The 17948-nt window shown below is 36.6% G+C and carries 15 protein-coding genes; 13 read left to right on the top strand and 2 right to left on the bottom strand.

What is annotated here, in order from left to right:
- Positions 1-68: 68 nt before the first annotated feature.
- From ahrC to spo0A, 4 genes are all read left to right on the top strand, one after another.
- On the top strand, positions 69-518 hold the full coding sequence (ahrC, locus tag BUB45_RS01105) for a transcriptional regulator AhrC/ArgR (RefSeq protein WP_073004330.1): 450 nt from the start codon (positions 69-71) through the stop codon (positions 516-518).
- 22 nt (positions 519-540) lie between these two features.
- On the top strand, positions 541-2262 hold the full coding sequence (gene recN, locus BUB45_RS01100) for a DNA repair protein RecN (protein WP_073004329.1): 1722 nt from the start codon (positions 541-543) through the stop codon (positions 2260-2262).
- A gap of 303 nt (positions 2263-2565) precedes the next feature.
- Entirely contained in the window at positions 2566-3762 is a 1197-nt protein-coding gene (gene spoIVB, locus BUB45_RS01095) for a SpoIVB peptidase (RefSeq protein ID WP_073004327.1), read from the top strand.
- 386 nt (positions 3763-4148) lie between these two features.
- Positions 4149-4925, top strand: a complete 777-nt coding sequence (gene spo0A / locus BUB45_RS01090; protein WP_073004325.1) for a sporulation transcription factor Spo0A — start codon at positions 4149-4151, stop codon at positions 4923-4925.
- A 65-nt stretch (positions 4926-4990) separates the two neighbouring features.
- On the opposite strand, the gene BUB45_RS01085 is transcribed toward spo0A, so the two are convergent.
- Both BUB45_RS01085 and BUB45_RS01080 read right to left on the bottom strand, forming a co-directional pair.
- Positions 4991-6340, bottom strand: coding sequence for an aspartate kinase (locus tag BUB45_RS01085; RefSeq protein ID WP_073004323.1), 1350 nt, complete (start codon positions 6338-6340; stop codon positions 4991-4993).
- 156 nt (positions 6341-6496) lie between these two features.
- The gene (locus tag BUB45_RS01080) at positions 6497-6748 is read right to left on the bottom strand and encodes a DUF2627 domain-containing protein (RefSeq protein ID WP_073004322.1); all 252 of its coding nucleotides are present in this window, start codon (positions 6746-6748) and stop codon (positions 6497-6499) included.
- A gap of 174 nt (positions 6749-6922) precedes the next feature.
- On the opposite strand from BUB45_RS01080, the gene BUB45_RS01075 reads away from it, so the two are divergent.
- From BUB45_RS01075 to BUB45_RS01035, 9 genes are all read left to right on the top strand, one after another.
- Positions 6923-8989 carry a sigma 54-interacting transcriptional regulator gene (locus tag BUB45_RS01075; RefSeq protein WP_073004320.1) on the top strand — a complete coding sequence of 689 codons (2067 nt, stop codon included), beginning with the start codon at positions 6923-6925 and terminating at the stop codon, positions 8987-8989.
- Between the two features lie 118 nt (positions 8990-9107).
- Positions 9108-10034 (top strand): phosphate butyryltransferase, encoded by a 927-nt coding sequence (yqiS, locus tag BUB45_RS01070; protein ID WP_073004318.1) that lies wholly within the window; start codon positions 9108-9110, stop codon positions 10032-10034.
- Positions 10034-11128 carry a Leu/Phe/Val dehydrogenase gene (locus BUB45_RS01065; protein WP_073004316.1) on the top strand — a complete coding sequence of 365 codons (1095 nt, stop codon included), beginning with the start codon at positions 10034-10036 and terminating at the stop codon, positions 11126-11128. The genes yqiS and BUB45_RS01065 overlap by 1 nt, the downstream gene beginning before the upstream one ends.
- An 88-nt stretch (positions 11129-11216) precedes the next feature.
- Complete coding sequence (gene buk / locus BUB45_RS01060) at positions 11217-12305, top strand: butyrate kinase (protein ID WP_084723497.1); 1089 nt, start codon at positions 11217-11219, stop codon at positions 12303-12305.
- Between the two features lie 14 nt (positions 12306-12319).
- Positions 12320-13741 (top strand): dihydrolipoyl dehydrogenase, encoded by a 1422-nt coding sequence (gene lpdA / locus BUB45_RS01055; protein WP_073004313.1) that lies wholly within the window; start codon positions 12320-12322, stop codon positions 13739-13741.
- 24 nt (positions 13742-13765) lie between these two features.
- A complete protein-coding gene (locus BUB45_RS01050; protein ID WP_073004311.1) occupies positions 13766-14758 on the top strand; it encodes a thiamine pyrophosphate-dependent dehydrogenase E1 component subunit alpha in 993 nt (330 codons plus the stop codon).
- A gap of 15 nt (positions 14759-14773) precedes the next feature.
- Positions 14774-15757, top strand: a complete 984-nt coding sequence (locus BUB45_RS01045; protein ID WP_073004310.1) for an alpha-ketoacid dehydrogenase subunit beta — start codon at positions 14774-14776, stop codon at positions 15755-15757.
- A 22-nt stretch (positions 15758-15779) separates the two neighbouring features.
- Entirely contained in the window at positions 15780-17039 is a 1260-nt protein-coding gene (locus BUB45_RS01040; RefSeq protein ID WP_073004308.1) for a dihydrolipoamide acetyltransferase family protein, read from the top strand.
- 349 nt (positions 17040-17388) lie between these two features.
- A complete protein-coding gene (locus BUB45_RS01035) occupies positions 17389-17820 on the top strand; it encodes a BrxA/BrxB family bacilliredoxin (protein ID WP_073004306.1) in 432 nt (143 codons plus the stop codon).
- Positions 17821-17948: the final 128 nt, after the last annotated feature.

Here is a 17948-nt window from a genome sequence, read left to right as displayed (position 1 = left end):
TATCTGTTTGCTATAATATTTAAGATTGCACTTTCTTATCGTGTAAGTTTAAAAAATGGAGGCACCCGATGAGCAAAATACAACGACATATAAAGATAAGGGAATTAATTACGGATAATGAAATTGAAACGCAAGATGAACTTGTAGATCGGTTGAAAAACTTAGGCTATAATGTAACACAAGCAACGGTTTCTAGAGATATTAAAGAATTACATTTGGTAAAAGTAGCAACGGCAAATGGAACATATAAATACAGTTTACCTGCAGACCAACGCTTTAATCCATTAGATAAATTAAAGCGTTTAGTCATGGATGCATTTGTTAAAATTGATTATGCAAGCCATTTTATCGTACTCAAAACACTTCCGGGAAATGCTCACGCTGTTGGAGCTTTAATCGACCAGTTAGATTGGGAAGAAATAATGGGTACTATTTGTGGTGATGATACTTGTTTAATTATATGCAGAACAGAGGCAGACGCTTTAACGATAAAAGAACGTTTTATCGAGATGTTGTAATACGAAAGTGGGGAATTATGACGTGCTTACGGAATTGTCTATTCAGGATTTTGCGATAATCAACAAGCTTTCCGTTACTTTTAATGAAGGATTAACCGTTTTAACAGGTGAAACGGGAGCTGGTAAATCCATTATTATTGATGCGGTTCAATTGCTCGCTGGAGGTAGAGGTTCTGTTGAATTTGTCCGTCACGGTGCTAAAAAGGCAGATATTGAAGGTTTATTTACTTTGGATCATGAATCACACCCTGTATATACCATTTGTGAGCAGTATGGCATTGAAAGTGAAGACCAGCAACTTGTGCTTAGACGTACTATAACAGCAAATGGGAAAAGTATTTGTCGGGTTAATAGCAAATTAGTAACTTTAGCTGTCCTGCGTGAATTTGGAAGGACATTAATTGATATTCATAGTCAGCACGAAACACAGTCCCTTATGAATCCTGAGCATCATTTAGATTTGTTGGATTTATACCAGCCTGAATTAATTAATAAGGCGAAAAAAGAATACTTGAAATTATATGACCAATTATCTAAACTAAAAAATCGTTATCGTAAATTGAGTGAAAATGAACAAGAAACAGCTCAACGATTAGATTTGTTGCAATTCCAGTTGCGGGAATTGGAAGAAGCTCAATTACAACCTAATGAAGACGAGAAATTGGAAGAGGAAAAGAATACTTTAGTTAATTTTGAACGTATTTATTCATCCTTACAGCTTGCTTACAATTCTCTTTATGGCGAACAAAAAGGGCTTGATTGGGTAAATCAGGCGCAAATAGCATTGCAAGATAACAGTAATTATGACGCTTCTCTAGCACAAAAAGCAGAAGATATTGCAAATTATTACTATGGGTTAGAAGAATTGACCCATGACTTAGGAAATCAAATTGAAACGTTGCAATTTGACCCAGAACGCCTAAATGAAATTGAAGCTCGTTTAAATGAAATTAATCGTTTAAAAAGAAAATATGGTCCTACGGTTTCGGATATGTTGACTTATATGGCAAAGATAGAAGAAGAAGTAGAAGAAATAAGCAATAAAGATTCTCATATATCTAAACTCGAACAACAAATAAAAGAAAAAGCCAAGGATGCTTTTTTGGAAGCTCAAGAATTGCGTGATATTCGAAAAAAAGCGGCAAAAGCTTTGACGAAGGAAATTCATGAGGAATTAAAAGACCTTTACTTAGAAAAGACGGAATTTCAGGTTCAGTTTGCTGAGAACATAGAACCACAAGAAGAGCCAGAGAATCATTTGCATAAAAATGGAATGGATGATGTGACATTTTTGATTTCCACCAATCCAGGTGAACCTCCCAAACCTTTAAATAAAGTAGCTTCTGGAGGAGAATTGTCTCGGATTATGTTAAGTTTGAAGAAAATATTTGCTAAACATCAAGGTGTTACAAGTGTCATTTTTGATGAAGTAGATACTGGAGTAAGCGGTAGAGTGGCACAAGCGATTGCTGAAAAGATATATCACATCTCACAAAAGTCACAAGTTTTATGCATTACACATCTACCCCAAGTCGCAGCTATGGCTGATACACATAAATTAATTGAGAAAGAGGTAACAAATCAACGAACATCCACCACTGTTTATGAATTAAGCCAAAAAGCGCAAATTAATGAACTTGCTCGAATGATTACAGGTACAAAGCTTACAGAATCAGCGGTGAATCATGCTAGAGAGATGTTAGAAATGGTGATTCAATTTAAAGGAAAAGAGCATAATTTATAACAAAAAGCCAGAAAATAAACTATCTGGCTTTTTTCTTTTGGTAAAAATGACTTTGTAGTATAAGTAAAACGGTTGGCTTTCAAGAATCAATGCGCCAAATTAGATTGTATCGTTTAGTTATACTATGTGAAAAAGATAAAAAATTAGTTTTGTTTTCTTCAAAAGCAATATACATAACAAATAAAAAAGCTGTAGGTAATGTTAGGCAAGCTTGCTTATCTTTCACCAGTTTAAATCATCCACAAAAAGCTTAAATTAAAGGTACAGATAAAAGGTGGTTTGGGTATGAAAAGAGGAGAGTGAATGAACTTGCGAACAAAGCACAACAAAATATTACGTTTCGGTATATGCTTTTTGACAATGCTTGCCTTACTTGCGCTTCCTGTTATTACAAACCTATTTAAAGCGGAAAGTCAAATTACACAAGCAGCAACCACAGCAACTAGCATGAATCCAGAAGATACTTCTACACTTCATCAAATTATTGGCTTACCTATTCAACAAACAAAAGCACAATCAAGAGAAGAAATAAAAATTATACCCGGTGGACAATCCATTGGAGTTCAGTTACAAACAAAGGGTGTACTCGTTGTTGGTCATCATTTAGTAAAGGGAAAAACGGGCGGAGTTTCACCTGGGGAAAAAGCAGATATTCAAGTCGGCGATGTTATTTTAGAAATTGATGGCAAAGAAGTTAAAAAAATGAAAGATGTAAAACCGTTTGTAAAACAAGCCGGACAAACAAAAAATGCGTTGGATATAAAATTAAAACGAGGAAAGAAAACAATTTCTACCGAATTAGAGCCAGCTCTAGATGAAAAAGAAAATAATTATCAAATCGGATTATATATAAGAGACTCTGCTGCAGGAATAGGCACGATGACTTTTTATGATCCAAATTCAAAAAAATATGGAGCTTTAGGTCACGTCATTTCCGATATGGATACCCAAAAACCTATAGAAATTAATAATGGCTCTATCGTACGATCTTCTGTAACTTCCATTGAAAAAGGAAATAATGGTATACCAGGAGAAAAACAAGCCACTTTTTCAGCAACTGAAGATAAGATTGGATCTATTACAAAAAATACCGCATTTGGTATTTTTGGAAAGTTAAATCAAAATTTAGAGGAAATAAAAAAACCATTGCCTATAGCTCAACCTAACGAGGTGAAAGAAGGGCCTGCAAAAATTTTGACAGTACTTGCCGGGGAAGAGATAAAAGAGTACGAAGTCGAAGTTGTTAGCAGTGTTCCTCAGAAAAATGCAGCAACAAAAGGAATGGTCATTCAAATAAAAGATAAGGAATTGCTCAGCAAAACAGGTGGAATTGTACAAGGGATGAGTGGAAGTCCTATTATACAAAATGGCAAAATTATCGGGGCAGTCACTCACGTATTCGTAAATGACCCTACATCGGGGTATGGTGTTCACATTAAGTTTATGCTAGAGGAAGCTGGTATTAATACAGCTACTTCATCACCAAAAAAAGTAAGTTAAATGAAAGGCTTGGTTGGATTTTTTCCAAATCAAGTCTTTTTTTACGATGCGAGAAAAGAAAATTGGACAAAGCCAAGGAATTGAAGTAATTGTGGTATACTTATTTAAGTGAAAAAATTTTCTCTAGGGCAGGCATCTATTGAATATAGTTGGTGCATGTTATTTAATTTACTGTTTCTATAGCGCTTTTTATTAAAACTGCAAATATAATTCGACAAACATCTGGGTTAATTTATCGAATGTAGTCGTTTATTAGAGAAATATTAAGCAAAATAAAGCAAATCTAAAAAAAACCAATGTTTGTTAAATAAAAAAAGGATAATTTACATTTATGTAGAATATGTAGAATAAAGAGAAGTAATGTACTACATAAAAGGAGGAGTTTTGTGGAAAAGATTGAAATTTGTTTAGTAGATGATAACCGGGAATTGATTAAGCTTATGGAAGATTATTTTGAAGAACAAGCTGACATTGAAGTTATTGGTACAGCGTTTAATGGAAGAGATTGCTTGACCATGCTGGATGATTTGGAACCAGATGTTTTAATTCTAGATATCATTATGCCACATGTGGATGGACTTGCTGTTCTGAACACACTACGTTCTTCGAAAGAGAATCCTCCACACGTCATTATGCTTACAGCTTTTGGGCAAGAAGAAGTGATGAAAAAAGCAGTAGATTTAGGTGCCGCTTATTTTATTTTGAAGCCTTTTGATTTAGATAATTTAGCTGAACAAATAAGACAAGTACAGGGCAGTTCCTCTTACTCTGCTGGTGTTTCAAAAGTTCAGCGAAAAGAAAGGAAAAAACAAGATTTAGAAGCAAGTATCACCAACATTATTCATGAAATAGGAGTTCCTGCGCATATTAAAGGTTACATGTATTTACGAGAAGCCATTACGATGGTATTTAATGATATTGAGCTGCTTGGTTCTATCACAAAGGTTTTATATCCAGATATAGCTAAGAAATACAATACTACTGCTTCACGTGTTGAACGTGCCATTCGTCATGCTATTGAAGTAGCGTGGAGTAGAGGGAATATTGACTCTATTTCTGCCTTATTTGGATATACAATCAGCATTTCGAAAGCAAAACCAACAAATTCAGAATTCATTGCGATGGTGGCTGACCATTTACGGTTAGAACATAAAGCAAGTTAAAAATTTTCAAATAAAAACATATCCCTTATATTTTGGAGGGATATGTTTTTTTGAATGAAAAGATCTTATTTGACAAAAAAAGCATTGTACAATGATTGAACAGCTTTTTCTAGATCGTCAGCTATAATGCCAAACATCATAGAAACTTCTGATGACCCCTGGTTAATCATCTCAATATTTACATTCGCACTAGAAATGGCGGACGTTGCTTTTTTAGCGACACCAATTGTACGCACGAGTCCTTCCCCCACAATCATAATCATAGCGAGATTACGATGAATAGAAATTAAATCAGGGCATAACTCCTTTTGAATACGTTCTAATACTTGCTTTTCTTTTTCTAGAGGTAAATGTTTTTCCCGAATAATAATCGATAAATCATCGATACCTGAAGGAGCATGTTCGAAGGAAATACTTTCCTCTTCTAATATAGAGAGCACTTTACGTCCAAAACCAATCTCTCTGTTCATCAAGTATTTACTAATATAAATACTGCAAAAACCAGTGTCACTGGCAATGCCAACAACACATTTTTCGCTTGGTTTTTTCTCAGAAACAATGAATGTGCCAGTTGCTTGCGGATTATTTGTATTTTTAATGCATACTGGTATTTTTTCCCGATATGCAGGTATTAATGCTTCATCATGAAACACCGAAAATCCTGCATAAGACAATTCACGCATTTCTTTATACGTAAGTGTTGTTATTTTTTTAGGGTTGTCTACGATGGAAGGATTAACTGCGTAAACAGAGTCCACATCTGTATAATTTTCATATAGATCCGCTTTAATTCCGGCGGCTATAATGGATCCGGTAATATCAGAACCACCACGTGAAAATGTAATTAATTTTCCATCATTTGTATATCCAAAAAAACCAGGGATAACTGAAATACCTTTTGTAGAGCGTAATTTATATATCATCTCAAAACTTTCTGGCAATATTTTGCCATTACCCGGTTCATCACTGACCATTACACCAGCTTCGCGAGGGTTTACGTAACGTGCTTCTAAACCAATTGAAGTAAGGTACGCGCTAAGAATTTTAGCTGAACTATCCTCACCAATTGCTTTTAAAGCATCTAATTTTCTAATAGGTGCTTCCTCCATATGTAATAGCTTATTAATGGATTGTTTAATTTCGCCCACAATAGTGAAAGACAAGCTTAACTGTTCCACAATCTCAGTAAATCTTTTAATAATTGGATCAATAAATGGCTCTAAAGAAGCTTTCTGTTGGCTTGCTTTCCATAATTGAATAAACATGTCCGTCATTTTTTGGTCTGATTTATGTCGCTTACCTGGAGCAGAAACGACAATAAATTTCTTTTGGAGGTCCGTTTTTATAATGTTGGCAACTTTCTCTATTTGTTCTGCGCTAGCTACAGAGCTTCCTCCAAATTTTGCAACTTTCACGTGTGAATTCCTCCCGCTGATTTTTTATTTTTCATCATATCATAAATTCTGTTTATTTTCACATTATAAAGAATAAAAATGAATGTACTTACTTTAAATTGACGGTAAAGTATGTAGATCGTAATGTTAAATGACTACAATTAAAAAAATGGAGACTTAGTCCCCATTTGCATAACAATTTCTTTTTTGTTGCTGATTTTTTTGTCGTTTTCGATCCCGGTGTATAATGAAACCGCCTATGAAAGCAAGTCCAGCCAAGAATAGTATAAGCCCAATAATGAACTGAATACTACTATGTAAAAATATCGGATAGAAAGTAGCAAATAATGTGTCTCTCATTAACTTAATGCCTATAGCAGCTATTAAACCTGGGATAAACAAAATAAGTATGGCTATGATTCGGATCATTGAAAATTCTCCTTCATTATTGTCAAATATAGTATAGCAAAAAAGGACAGAAAAAGGAATAAAGCAAAACACCACTTCAAGATTGGCTATAGAAATAAATGAAATACACATATTGCATTACTTTGCAGACTAACGTAAGATATAAGTATGCAAAAAAATGCAAGGTGGGATGGAATGAAACGCGTTCTTATTGTTGGTGCTGGTAAAGGCGGGAGTGCAATATTAAAAATTCTCCATGCTACTCAAACTATGAAAGTCGTAGCTATCGTGGACACGAATTCGTCTGCTCCCGGTCTAGTAGCGGCAGAAAAATGGGACATTCCTATAGGACGTTCGTGGAAAAATTGGATTGATGAAAATATTGATATTATCATTGAAGCAACTGGCAATGAATTTGTATTAGAAGCACTATTACAGCGACGTAATCGAAGGACAGTAATTATTCCAGGGACAGTTGCTTATATCATTTCTGAGCTATTTGATGAAAAACAAGAGCTGTTAGAAGAAATAGAACTACAAATGCTAAATCAAGAGTTGATATTAAACAATATACGTGATGGCATGATTGTCGTCGATACTAATGGGTTTATCACTTTTGTTAATAAAAGTGCAGAAAAGATTATTAACACCTCAAAGCAGAAACTACTTGAAGGAGAACATATAGAAAAAGTCATTTATCGTACACGTCTTACTGAAGTGTTAAAAAACCGTAGAAAGGAAATAAATCAAAAATTAACTTTAGAAAACGGGAAACAGATTATTGCAACAAGGATTCCAATTATACGGTCAGACAATAGTCTACTAGGTGCGTTTGCTGTTTTTAAAGATATTACGGAAGTCGTACATTTAGCAGAAGAAAACACCGACTTAAAAGAAATTAAAACGATGTTAGAAGCAATTATTCATTCTTCTGATGAGGCAATCAGTGTTGTAGACGAACAAGGTCTTGGGTTAATGATAAATCCTGCCTATACTAAAATCACTGGATTAGCTGCCTCTGACGTCATTGGCAAACCAGCAACTACGGATATTTCTGAGGGAGAGAGTGTACATATGAGGGTCTTACAAACAAGAAGACCCATAAGAGGAGTATTAATGAAAGTTGGCCCAAATAAAAAAGAAGTATATGTCAACGTTGCTCCTGTAATTGTAGATGGTAAATTAAAAGGCAGTGTCGGTGTACTTCACGACATTTCCGAAGTGCAGTCATTAACCAATGAACTAAAGCGTGCAAGACAGATTATACGTAATTTGGAAGCAAAGTATACATTTACGGATATTATTGGTACTTCTCCAGAAATGAAAATTGCTTTAGAGCAAGCGAAAGTAGGTGCTAGAACACCTGCTACTGTTTTACTTCGAGGCGAATCTGGTACTGGAAAAGAATTATTTGCTCACGCCATTCATAATGAAAGTGACCGTAAACACTATAAATTTATACGCGTTAATTGCGCCGCCATTGCTGAAACGATATTAGAAAGTGAGTTGTTCGGCTATGAAGAAGGAGCTTTTTCTGGTGCCAAAAGAGGCGGAAAAAAAGGTTTTTTTGAAGAAGCAAATAACGGGAGTATATTTTTAGATGAGATTGGTGAATTGTCTTTACACATGCAAGCAAAATTATTACGAGTGTTACAAGAAAATGAAATTGTACGTGTTGGAGGGACGACTCCAATTACGATTGATGTGCGTGTGATTGCAGCAACTAATGTAAATCTCGAAAAAGCAATTATGGCAAAAACGTTTCGCGAAGATTTATATTATCGATTGAACCGTTTACCTATATTTATTCCATCTTTAAAGGAGAGGCTTTCTGACCTTCCATTACTTGCGAAGCATATTATTACAAAAATTAATCAAGATTACGGACGAGACGTGCAACACATTTCTGAGCAAGCTATAACTCATTTAAATTATTATCATTGGCCAGGAAACATTCGTGAACTAGAAAATGTAATAGGAAGAGCCATGATTTATATGGGGATTCAAGAAAAAGCAATTCAACAATCCCATCTGCCTCATTTAGAAAATCAGGAGAGGAAGCCGAGTTTTTCACCAGTACTTCAAACAAGCTCTCCATCTTTACAACAAGCAATGGAAGAATATGAAAGAAATTATATTGCGCAAGTATATGAGCAAAATGATTATAATAAAACAAAAACGGCCAAGTCGTTGCAAATTTCAATCCGAAATCTTTACTATAAAATGGAAAAACATCAAATTGCAAAACCTGACCTGCAATAGTTTGCAGGTATGCGCAACAAATTGCAGGGGAGTAGTATTTAAGTGAAGCGCTTACAATGATTGTTCTTTTGGCATAGTATTTGCATAATAACTATGGCAGAGAAGATAGGAGGGAAATATGGGTGGTTTAGACCAACTAAAAATTGCAGCCAAAAAGAAAGAAGGAAATATTGTTTCCATTGCAAATGCTCAAGATGAAGGTATATTACAAGTTGTTAAAATAGCTCTTGAAGAAAACCTTTGCCAATTTTTGCTTGTTGGAAATGAAGAGAAAATAAAGGAAACAGCAAACCGAATAGGGCTCCATTTATCCAACTATAAAGAAAAAGTCTCTATTCAACATGCAACTGATTTAACTGCGATTGCACATTCAAGTGTTAAAGCAGTAAGCCAAAAGCAAGCAGATATATTAATGAAAGGAAACATCGCAACAAAAGATGTTTTGCAAGCAGTTCTTAATAAAGAGTATGGATTGCGAACTGGAAAAATTTTATCACACACTGCAGTCTTTGAAGTTCCAAATCAAGAAAAACTTGTGATATTAACAGATGCAGCAATGAATATTGCGCCCGATATGCAACAAAAAGTTACTATTGTTGAAAATGCAGTACAAGTTGCACAAAGTATTGGGATAGAGGTACCAAAAGTAGCTGCTCTAGCACCGGTAGAGAAAGTGAATCCTAGTATGCAGTCTACGATGGATGCTGCTATACTTACGCAAATGCAACGAAGAGGGCAAATAAAAAACTGTCTTATCGATGGACCTTTAGCATTTGATAATGCTGTATCAAAGCGAGCGGCAGTTCAAAAAGGTATTTCATCAGAAGTTGCAGGGGATGCAGATATTCTTCTCGCCCCTTCCATTGAAGTAGGCAATGCTTTATATAAATCATTTATTTATTATGCACAAGCAAAAGTAGCTGCTCTTATTTGCGGAGCTAAAGCACCGATTATTTTAACGTCACGAGCAGATACCGTTGAAAGCAAATTACATTCGCTATCATTAGCAATTATGACCACTAATTCAAATAGGAGGAGATCTTAATGGAACTATTTCGCTACATGGAACAAGATGATTATGAACAAGTCGTGTTTTGTCAAGATAAGAATTCTGGGTTGAAGGCAATTATTGTCATCCACGATACAACTTTAGGCCCTGCTTTAGGTGGAACGAGAATGTGGACCTATGAAACAGAAGAAGCTGCTCTTGAAGATGCGCTTCGTTTAGCTAAAGGAATGACTTATAAGAATGCTGCAGCTGGACTAAACTTAGGTGGTGGGAAAACGGTTATCATTGGTGACCCAAAACAAGATAAAAACCCTGAAATGTTTCGTGCTTTTGGTCGTTATATCCAAGGTTTGAATGGAAGATATATTACAGCAGAGGATGTAGGTACAACCGTGCAAGATATGGATACTATCCATATGGAAACCGATTTTGTGACGGGTATCTCCCCAGAATCAGGGTCTTCCGGAAACCCTTCTCCAGTAACTGGTTATGGCGTATATAAAGGCATGAAAGCTGCCGCTAAAGAAGCATTTGGGGATGATTCTTTAATAGGAAAAACAGTTGCAGTTCAAGGTATAGGTAATGTTGCTTATGCTCTTTGTGAACATTTACATAAAGAAGGAGCTAATTTAGTAGTAACAGATATCAATGAACAAGCTGTACAAAGAGCAGTAGAAGCTTTCCATGCAAAAGCAGTTAAACCGGATGCAATTTATGATGTGGATTGTGATATTTATGCACCTTGTGCACTTGGAGCAACGATAAATGATGACACGATTCCAAGAATAAAAGCAAAAGTTATTGCTGGATCAGCTAATAATCAATTGAAAGAGTCGCGACATGGTGATATGATTCACAAGCAAGGGATTGTTTACGCACCTGACTATGTCATTAACTCTGGTGGGGTTATTAATGTTGCTGATGAGTTACAAGGATATAATTACGATCGGGCTATGAAGAAGGTTGAAACTATATATGACAGCTTGGTAAAAGTATTTGCCATCGCTAGACGAGATAATATACCTACTTACTTAGCTGCAAATCGAATGGCTGAAGAAAGAATTAAATCTGAATATCGTTCTAGGAGTCAATTTTTGTTAAATGGTCATCATATTTTAAGTAGAAGATAAATAGAAGCCATTCGTGTTTGCTTTTGCACGAATGGCTACAAAGTAAAAAAGCTATTTGCAAACCACAAATTGTGGAGGGGGATATGTATTGCAAGAAATCTTTAGAACACTTGTTATCAATCCAGGTTCTACATCAACGAAGATAGGTGTGTTTGATAATGAGGGATGCGTTTTTGAAACAACTATTCGCCATTCTGTTGATGAATTACAGGGTTTTATATCTATTAGCGAACAAAAATCCTTTCGTAAAAATGTAATATTAGAACAACTTGATTATGAAGGGATTAGTGTTTCTAAATTGGATGCTGTTTGTGCAAGAGGTGGATTAATTCGACCAATTGCAGGTGGAACATATGAAGTAAATGGAGCGATGATTATTGATCTAGAAAGAGGGTACAACGGGCATCATGCTTCCAATTTAGGTGGTATCATTGCAAATGAAATTGCTTCTTCCCTTCATATACCAGCATATATTGTAGATCCCGTCGTAGTAGACGAACTTGCTGAAATAGCCCGTTTTTCTGGTATACCTGAACTTCCTAGAAAAAGTATTTTTCACGCACTGAATCAAAAAGCCGTTGCTAGACGAGTAGCTAAACAAGTTGGCGGGGTATACGAGGAAATGAATTTTATTGTAACACATATGGGTGGAGGTATTACGGTAGGTGCCCATCATCTTGGGAAAGTAATTGATGTTAATAATGGTTTACATGGAGAAGGACCTTTTTCTCCAGAGAGAGCAGGGACTGTTCCTGTTGGCGACTTAGTATCAATGTGCTTTTCAGGCCAATATTACTTAGAAGAAATCATGCGTAAAATTGTTGGTAACGGCGGATTAATGGGCTATTTACTGACAAGTGATGCAATGGAAGTTGAACGACGAATTTCTCAAGGGGATTCGTATGCTCAAAAAGTATATGAAGCAATGGCTTATCAAGTCGCTAAAGAAATTGCTGCTTTAAGTGCTGTATTAAAAGGGGATGTAGATGCCATTGTATTAACTGGTGGCCTTGCTCATGGTAAAACCTTTACAGATATGATTGTGGAACGTGTAGACTGGATAGCCGATACAATTGTTTATCCTGGTGAAGACGAATTACAGGCATTAAACGAAGGGGCGTTGCGTGTTTTACGTGGAGAAGAACAAGCAAAGATTTATGATGATAAGACTGGATAAAAGGAGTGAATGAATTGGCAACAGAATATGATTTAGTTGTACTTGGAGGAGGAACTGGCGGTTATGTAGCAGCTATTCGCGCCTCCCAACTTGGAATGAAAGTAGCTGTTGTAGAAAAGCGAGAACTAGGAGGCACTTGCTTACATCGTGGTTGTATTCCTTCAAAATCATTTTTACGAAGTGCTGAAGTATATAGGCAAACCAAACAGGCCGCTTTGTATGGAATAGAAACGGAAGCAACTACATTGAAATTTCCTTTAGTACAGGAACGAAAACAAAAAATTGTTGACCAGTTGCATCAAGGTGTCAAGGGATTAATGAAGAAAGGGAAAATTGATACGTATTATGGGCATGGTCGTATTTTAGGACCAAGTATTTTTTCCCCGATGGCTGGAACGATATCGATTGAACATGGAGACGGGCAAGAGAATACCATGCTAATTCCTAAAAATGTGTTAGTAGCTACAGGTTCGGAACCGAAAACTTTACCGGGGTTAGAAGTAGACCAGTCGTTTGTAATGACTTCGGATGAAGCGTTGAATTTAACAGAATTACCAAATTCGATCCTTATTGTTGGCGGAGGCGTAATTGGTATTGAATGGGCATCGATGTTGGCGGATTTTGATGTAAATGTTACTGTTATTGAATACGCGAAGCAAATATTACCTACAGAAGATGAAGCAGTTGCTAAAGAAGTACAAAAATTATTAAAGAAAAAAGGCGTAACCTTTGTAACAGAAGCAAAAGTATTGGCAGATACCGTTGATAAAGGAGAGGTAGTTCGTTTAGATGCTGAAATTAATGGGGAAAAGCAGTCATTTCAAGCAGAGAAAATACTTGTCTCTGTTGGTCGTAAAGCGAATATAACAAATATTGGTTTGGAAAATACCGATATTGTTGTGGACGAAGATGTTATTCAAACAAATGCATTTTATCAAACGAAAGAATCGCATATATATGCAATTGGTGACGTAATTGGTGGCATGCAATTAGCTCATGTTGCTTCACATGAAGGAATTGTTGCTGTAGAACATATGGCAGGCCAATCGCCATTGCCAATTAATTATTTGCAAGTTCCTACTTGTATTTACTCCAATCCTGAAGTAGCTCGTGTTGGCTTAACAGAGCAACAAGCAATAGAAAAAGGGTATGAAGTGAAGGTTGGTACATTCCCTTTTCAGGCAGTTGGTAAAGCGCTCGTTTACGGCGAAACAGATGGATTTGTAAAAATAGTTGCTGATAAACAAAATGATGATTTATTAGGAGTTCATATGGTTGGCCCACATGTAACCGATATGATTTCTGAAGCGGGGTTAGCTAAAGTGCTGGATGCTACTCCTTGGGAAATTGCTCATGCTATTCATCCACACCCTACTTTGTCGGAAGTTATTGGTGAGGCTGCGCTTGCGGTAGATGGAAAACAAATACACGGATAAGGATTTTAAAGGAGGGGACGTTGTATGTCAAAAAAAGACTATAAAGCTTTAGGGCTTACTGAAGAGCAAGTTTTAGATATTTATCGCACCATGTTGCTTGCTCGAAAAATAGATGAAAGAATGTGGTTACTTAATCGCGCTGGGAAAATTCCTTTTGTTATTTCATGTCAAGGACAGGAGGCAGCCCAAGTTGGAGCCGCTTTTGCCTTAAACCGGGAAAAAGATTATGTGGCTCCATATTATCGAGACATGGGAGTGGTGTTGGCGTTTGGTATGACAACAACGGATTTAATGCTATCTGGTTTTGCTAAAGCAGAAGATCCAAATTCTGGTGGAAGACAAATGCCTGGGCATTTTGGTCAAAAGAAAAATCGTATACTAACGGGTTCTTCACCTGTGACGACACAACTTCCACATGCGGTTGGCGTTGCGCTTGCTGCAAAAATGAAGCATGACCCCATTGTTTCGTTTGTAACATTAGGAGAAGGTTCATCCAACCAAGGTGACTTCCATGAAGGGTTAAATTTTGCAGGTGTACATAAGCTTCCTGTTATTACAATGGTAGAAAATAATAAATATGCCATCTCCGTCCCACTGGAAAAGCAAATTGCGAGTAAAACCGTAGCTGAACGAGCACAATCATACGGAATGCCGGGAGTTACTGTGGATGGGAATGATCCTTTAGCAGTTTATGATGCTGTCAAACAAGCGCATGAACGTGCGTTGAAGGGAGAAGGACCAACATTAATAGAAGCTGTTTCTTATCGGTTAACTGCTCACTCTAGTGATGATGATGATCGACTATATCGAGGAAGTGATGAAGTAGAGGAAGCAAAGAAAAAAGATGCGATTATTACATTTGCGAAGTATTTAAAGGATGTTGGCGTATTAACAGACGAAGTCGAGAAAGAAATGAATGAAGTCATTCAACAAGAAGTAAATGATGCTACAGATTACGCAGAAAATGCTGCTTACGCAAAACCAGAAGAAGCATTAAAATTTGTATATGAGGAGTAAGGAGGGGGAAATACAATGCCAGTAATGTCCTACATTCAAGCAATAACCACTGCTTTACGAGAAGAAATGCAACGAGATGAAAACGTGTTTGTCTTAGGAGAAGATGTTGGAAAAAAAGGCGGGGTTTTTCGTGCCACGGATGGACTGTATGAAACGTTTGGAGAAGCTCGAGTTTTAGATACGCCACTTGCAGAATCAGCTATTGCTGGAGTTGGCATAGGAGCAGCGATGTATGGCATGCGCCCTGTAGCAGAAATGCAGTTTGCAGACTTCATTATGCCAGCAGTAAATCAAATTATTTCTGAAGCAGCTAAAATACGCTATCGCTCTAATAATGATTGGCATGCGCCAATAACGATTCGCGCTCCGTATGGTGGTGGAGTCCATGGCGCTTTATATCACTCCCAATCCGTAGAGGCGGTATTTGCTAATCAACCAGGCTTGAAAATTGTTATGCCATCCACACCTTATGATGTGAAAGGATTACTTAAAGCAGCAATACGCGATAATGACCCAGTGCTCTTTTTTGAACATAAACGCGCATACCGCTTATTAAAAGAAGAGGTACCAGAAGATGATTATGTACTTCCTATTGGAAAAGCAGATATTAAGAAGGAGGGATCTGACATTACCGTCATTACATACGGTCTTTGTGTCCATTTTGCTTTACAAGCAGCAGAAAAATTAGCAGAAGATGGAATTAGTGCACATGTGTTAGATTTACGAACCGTATATCCTTTGGATCAAGCGGCTATTATTGAAGCTGCAAAGAAAACTGGTAAAGTACTATTAATTACTGAAGACAATAAAGAAGGCAGTATTATTGGTGAAGTTGCAGCGATCATTGCCGAAAATTGTTTATTTGATTTAGATGCTCCTGTACAACGGCTAGCAGGTCCTGACGTTCCATCCATGCCATATGCACCGACGATGGAAAAGTTCTTTATGATTAATCCTGATAAAGTAGAAAAAGCCATGCGTGAATTAGCGGAATTTTAAATAGCTGATAGGAGGATAAATAATGGCAATAGAAAAAATCAATATGCCCCAGTTAGGTGAGAGTGTAACGGAAGGCACCATCAGTTCTTGGCTCGTACAGGTTGGAGATGAAGTAAACAAATATGACCCGATTGCCGAGGTTCTAACAGATAAAGTAAATGCTGAAGTACCATCTTCTTATAGTGGGAAGATTAAAGAAATTGTTGCTCAAGAAGGCGACACAATTGAAGTTGGAGAACTAATGTGTTATATCGACACTGTTGATGAACCAGGTTCAAAACAGGAACAGCGTAGTAGTTCATCTACTGAAGCTGTTGAACATAAAGAAGCGGAAGCTAGTTCAGATCAATCTATGAAAAAACGCTATTCTCCTGCTGTGCTACATTTAGCTCAAGAACACGATATTGATTTGGAACAAGTGACAGGTTCAGGGAAAGCAGGAAGAATCACTAGAAAAGATGTGGAGAAGATTATTGCGTCTGGTAAAATTCCTGAACCAAGTAAAGTTGCATTTCAAACGGAAGAACAAGTGTCACCACAGGAAGTTAAACCATTGAATAAATCGGTATCTGGAACTTATCCTGGCGATGTAGAAATTCCTGTTAGTGGAGTACGCAAAGCAATTGCACAAAATATGGTACGTTCTACACAAGAAATTCCGCATGCTTGGATGACGGTGGAAGTAGATGTGACGGATTTAGTAACGTACAGAAACAAGGTTAAAGACACGTTTAAAACAAGAGAAGGTTATGGACTAACTTTTTTCGCCTTTTTTGTCAAAGCTGTAGCTCAAGCTTTAAAAGAATTCCCGCAATTAAATAGTACGTGGGCGGAAGATAAGATTATTCAACGTAAGGATGTTAATATTTCGATCGCCGTAGCAAAAGATCAAGAATTGTTTGTTCCAGTGATCCATCATGCTGATGATAAAAGCGTTAAAGGCATTGCAAAGCAAATTCACGAATTAGCTGTTAAGGCGCGAACGGGAAAATTAACTCCTGATGATATGAAAGGTGGAACTTTTACTGTTAATAATACGGGATCATTTGGCTCCATTCATTCTATGGGGGTAATTAACCATCCACAAGCAGCTATTTTACAAGTGGAGTCCATAGTGAAACGTCCAGTCATTGTTAATGATATGTTTGCTGCTAGAAACATGGTGAATTTATCTTTATCTCTGGATCACAGGATATTAGATGGATTGATTTGCGGTCAATTTTTAGCTCGAGTAAAAGCTATTTTAGAACAAATGAACGAACATACTATAAATGTCTATTAGATAAACATTTTAAAAGCCTGTAGAAGGCATTTCGTATAGTTCTACTTTAATCATTGGGGACTTTGGTCCCTCAATGAAGTTATTCATCCAGGTAGGCCTAAGACCTCTTACTGAAAAAGGGAATGAGATGTTGTTGTCTCCCACTTTATTGTTCGGCTCTCATCTTACTCAAGTAGGAATCTCATGATATGCGGGATAAAGCAATATTTAACTGTAAGTAACAGGATAGCAATTATAACTATAGCTTGGTATAGCATGCGTTCAAATGTATTTTATTGAAATATTCCTTTAATGCTGTTATTCTAACAACAAGGTTACGTATCATTATAATAAGGGGTTTGATTTGGTAATGGATTTTAATATATTTATGAATGATGTTGTAAATGCTGCAAGAGAAGATATAAGAGAAGCAGGATATGAAGAGCTCACGACACCTGAGGCTGTTGATGAGGCGTTATCTCGAAAAGGAACAACCCTCGTTATGGTTAATTCCGTATGCGGTTGTGCAGGTGGTATTGCTAGACCTGCCGCTGCAAATGCAGTTCATTATGATAAACGACCTGACCATTTAGTAACCGTATTTGCAGGTCAGGATAAAGAAGCTACGGAAAGGGCAAGAACATATTTTGAAGGATACCCACCATCTTCTCCTTCCTTTGCGTTCCTTAAAGATGGGAAAATAGTCACGATGTTGGAGCGTCATGATATTGAAGGACATAATGCTATTGATGTAATTGGCAACTTGCAACAAATTTTTGAACAACATTGTGAAGAAGTTTAAACGAATTTATGAAAAAGAGGGCTGTCGCTATATTATAGGTCAGCCCATTTTTTCGTATCCTTCAAAATAGTTTCGTTCTTGTTCTTTCTTAATGAGTAAAACTCTTACGTAGATAGGAATTAATTTTA

The sequence above is a fragment of the Virgibacillus chiguensis genome, assembly GCF_900129865.1.
Lineage (GTDB): Bacteria > Bacillota > Bacilli > Bacillales > Amphibacillaceae > Virgibacillus > Virgibacillus chiguensis.
The sequence above is the reverse complement of the archived record's forward strand: the minus strand, read 5'-3'. Positions and strand labels throughout refer to the sequence as shown.

Excerpts from the sequence above, each read along its gene's own strand:
- ahrC (WP_073004330.1), top strand. The coding sequence starts at position 69 with ATGAGCAAAATACAACGACATATAAAGATAAGGGAATTAATTACGGAT.
- spoIVB (WP_073004327.1), top strand. The coding sequence starts at position 2,566 with ATGAACTTGCGAACAAAGCACAACAAAATATTACGTTTCGGTATATGC.
- BUB45_RS01080 (WP_073004322.1), bottom strand. The coding sequence starts at position 6,748 with ATGATCCGAATCATAGCCATACTTATTTTGTTTATCCCAGGTTTAATA.
- BUB45_RS01075 (WP_073004320.1), top strand. The coding sequence starts at position 6,923 with ATGAAACGCGTTCTTATTGTTGGTGCTGGTAAAGGCGGGAGTGCAATA.
- yqiS (WP_073004318.1), top strand. The coding sequence starts at position 9,108 with ATGGGTGGTTTAGACCAACTAAAAATTGCAGCCAAAAAGAAAGAAGGA.
- BUB45_RS01065 (WP_073004316.1), top strand. The coding sequence starts at position 10,034 with ATGGAACTATTTCGCTACATGGAACAAGATGATTATGAACAAGTCGTG.
- BUB45_RS01050 (WP_073004311.1), top strand. The coding sequence starts at position 13,766 with ATGTCAAAAAAAGACTATAAAGCTTTAGGGCTTACTGAAGAGCAAGTT.
- BUB45_RS01045 (WP_073004310.1), top strand. The coding sequence starts at position 14,774 with ATGCCAGTAATGTCCTACATTCAAGCAATAACCACTGCTTTACGAGAA.
- BUB45_RS01040 (WP_073004308.1), top strand. The coding sequence starts at position 15,780 with ATGGCAATAGAAAAAATCAATATGCCCCAGTTAGGTGAGAGTGTAACG.
- BUB45_RS01035 (WP_073004306.1), top strand. The coding sequence starts at position 17,389 with ATGGATTTTAATATATTTATGAATGATGTTGTAAATGCTGCAAGAGAA.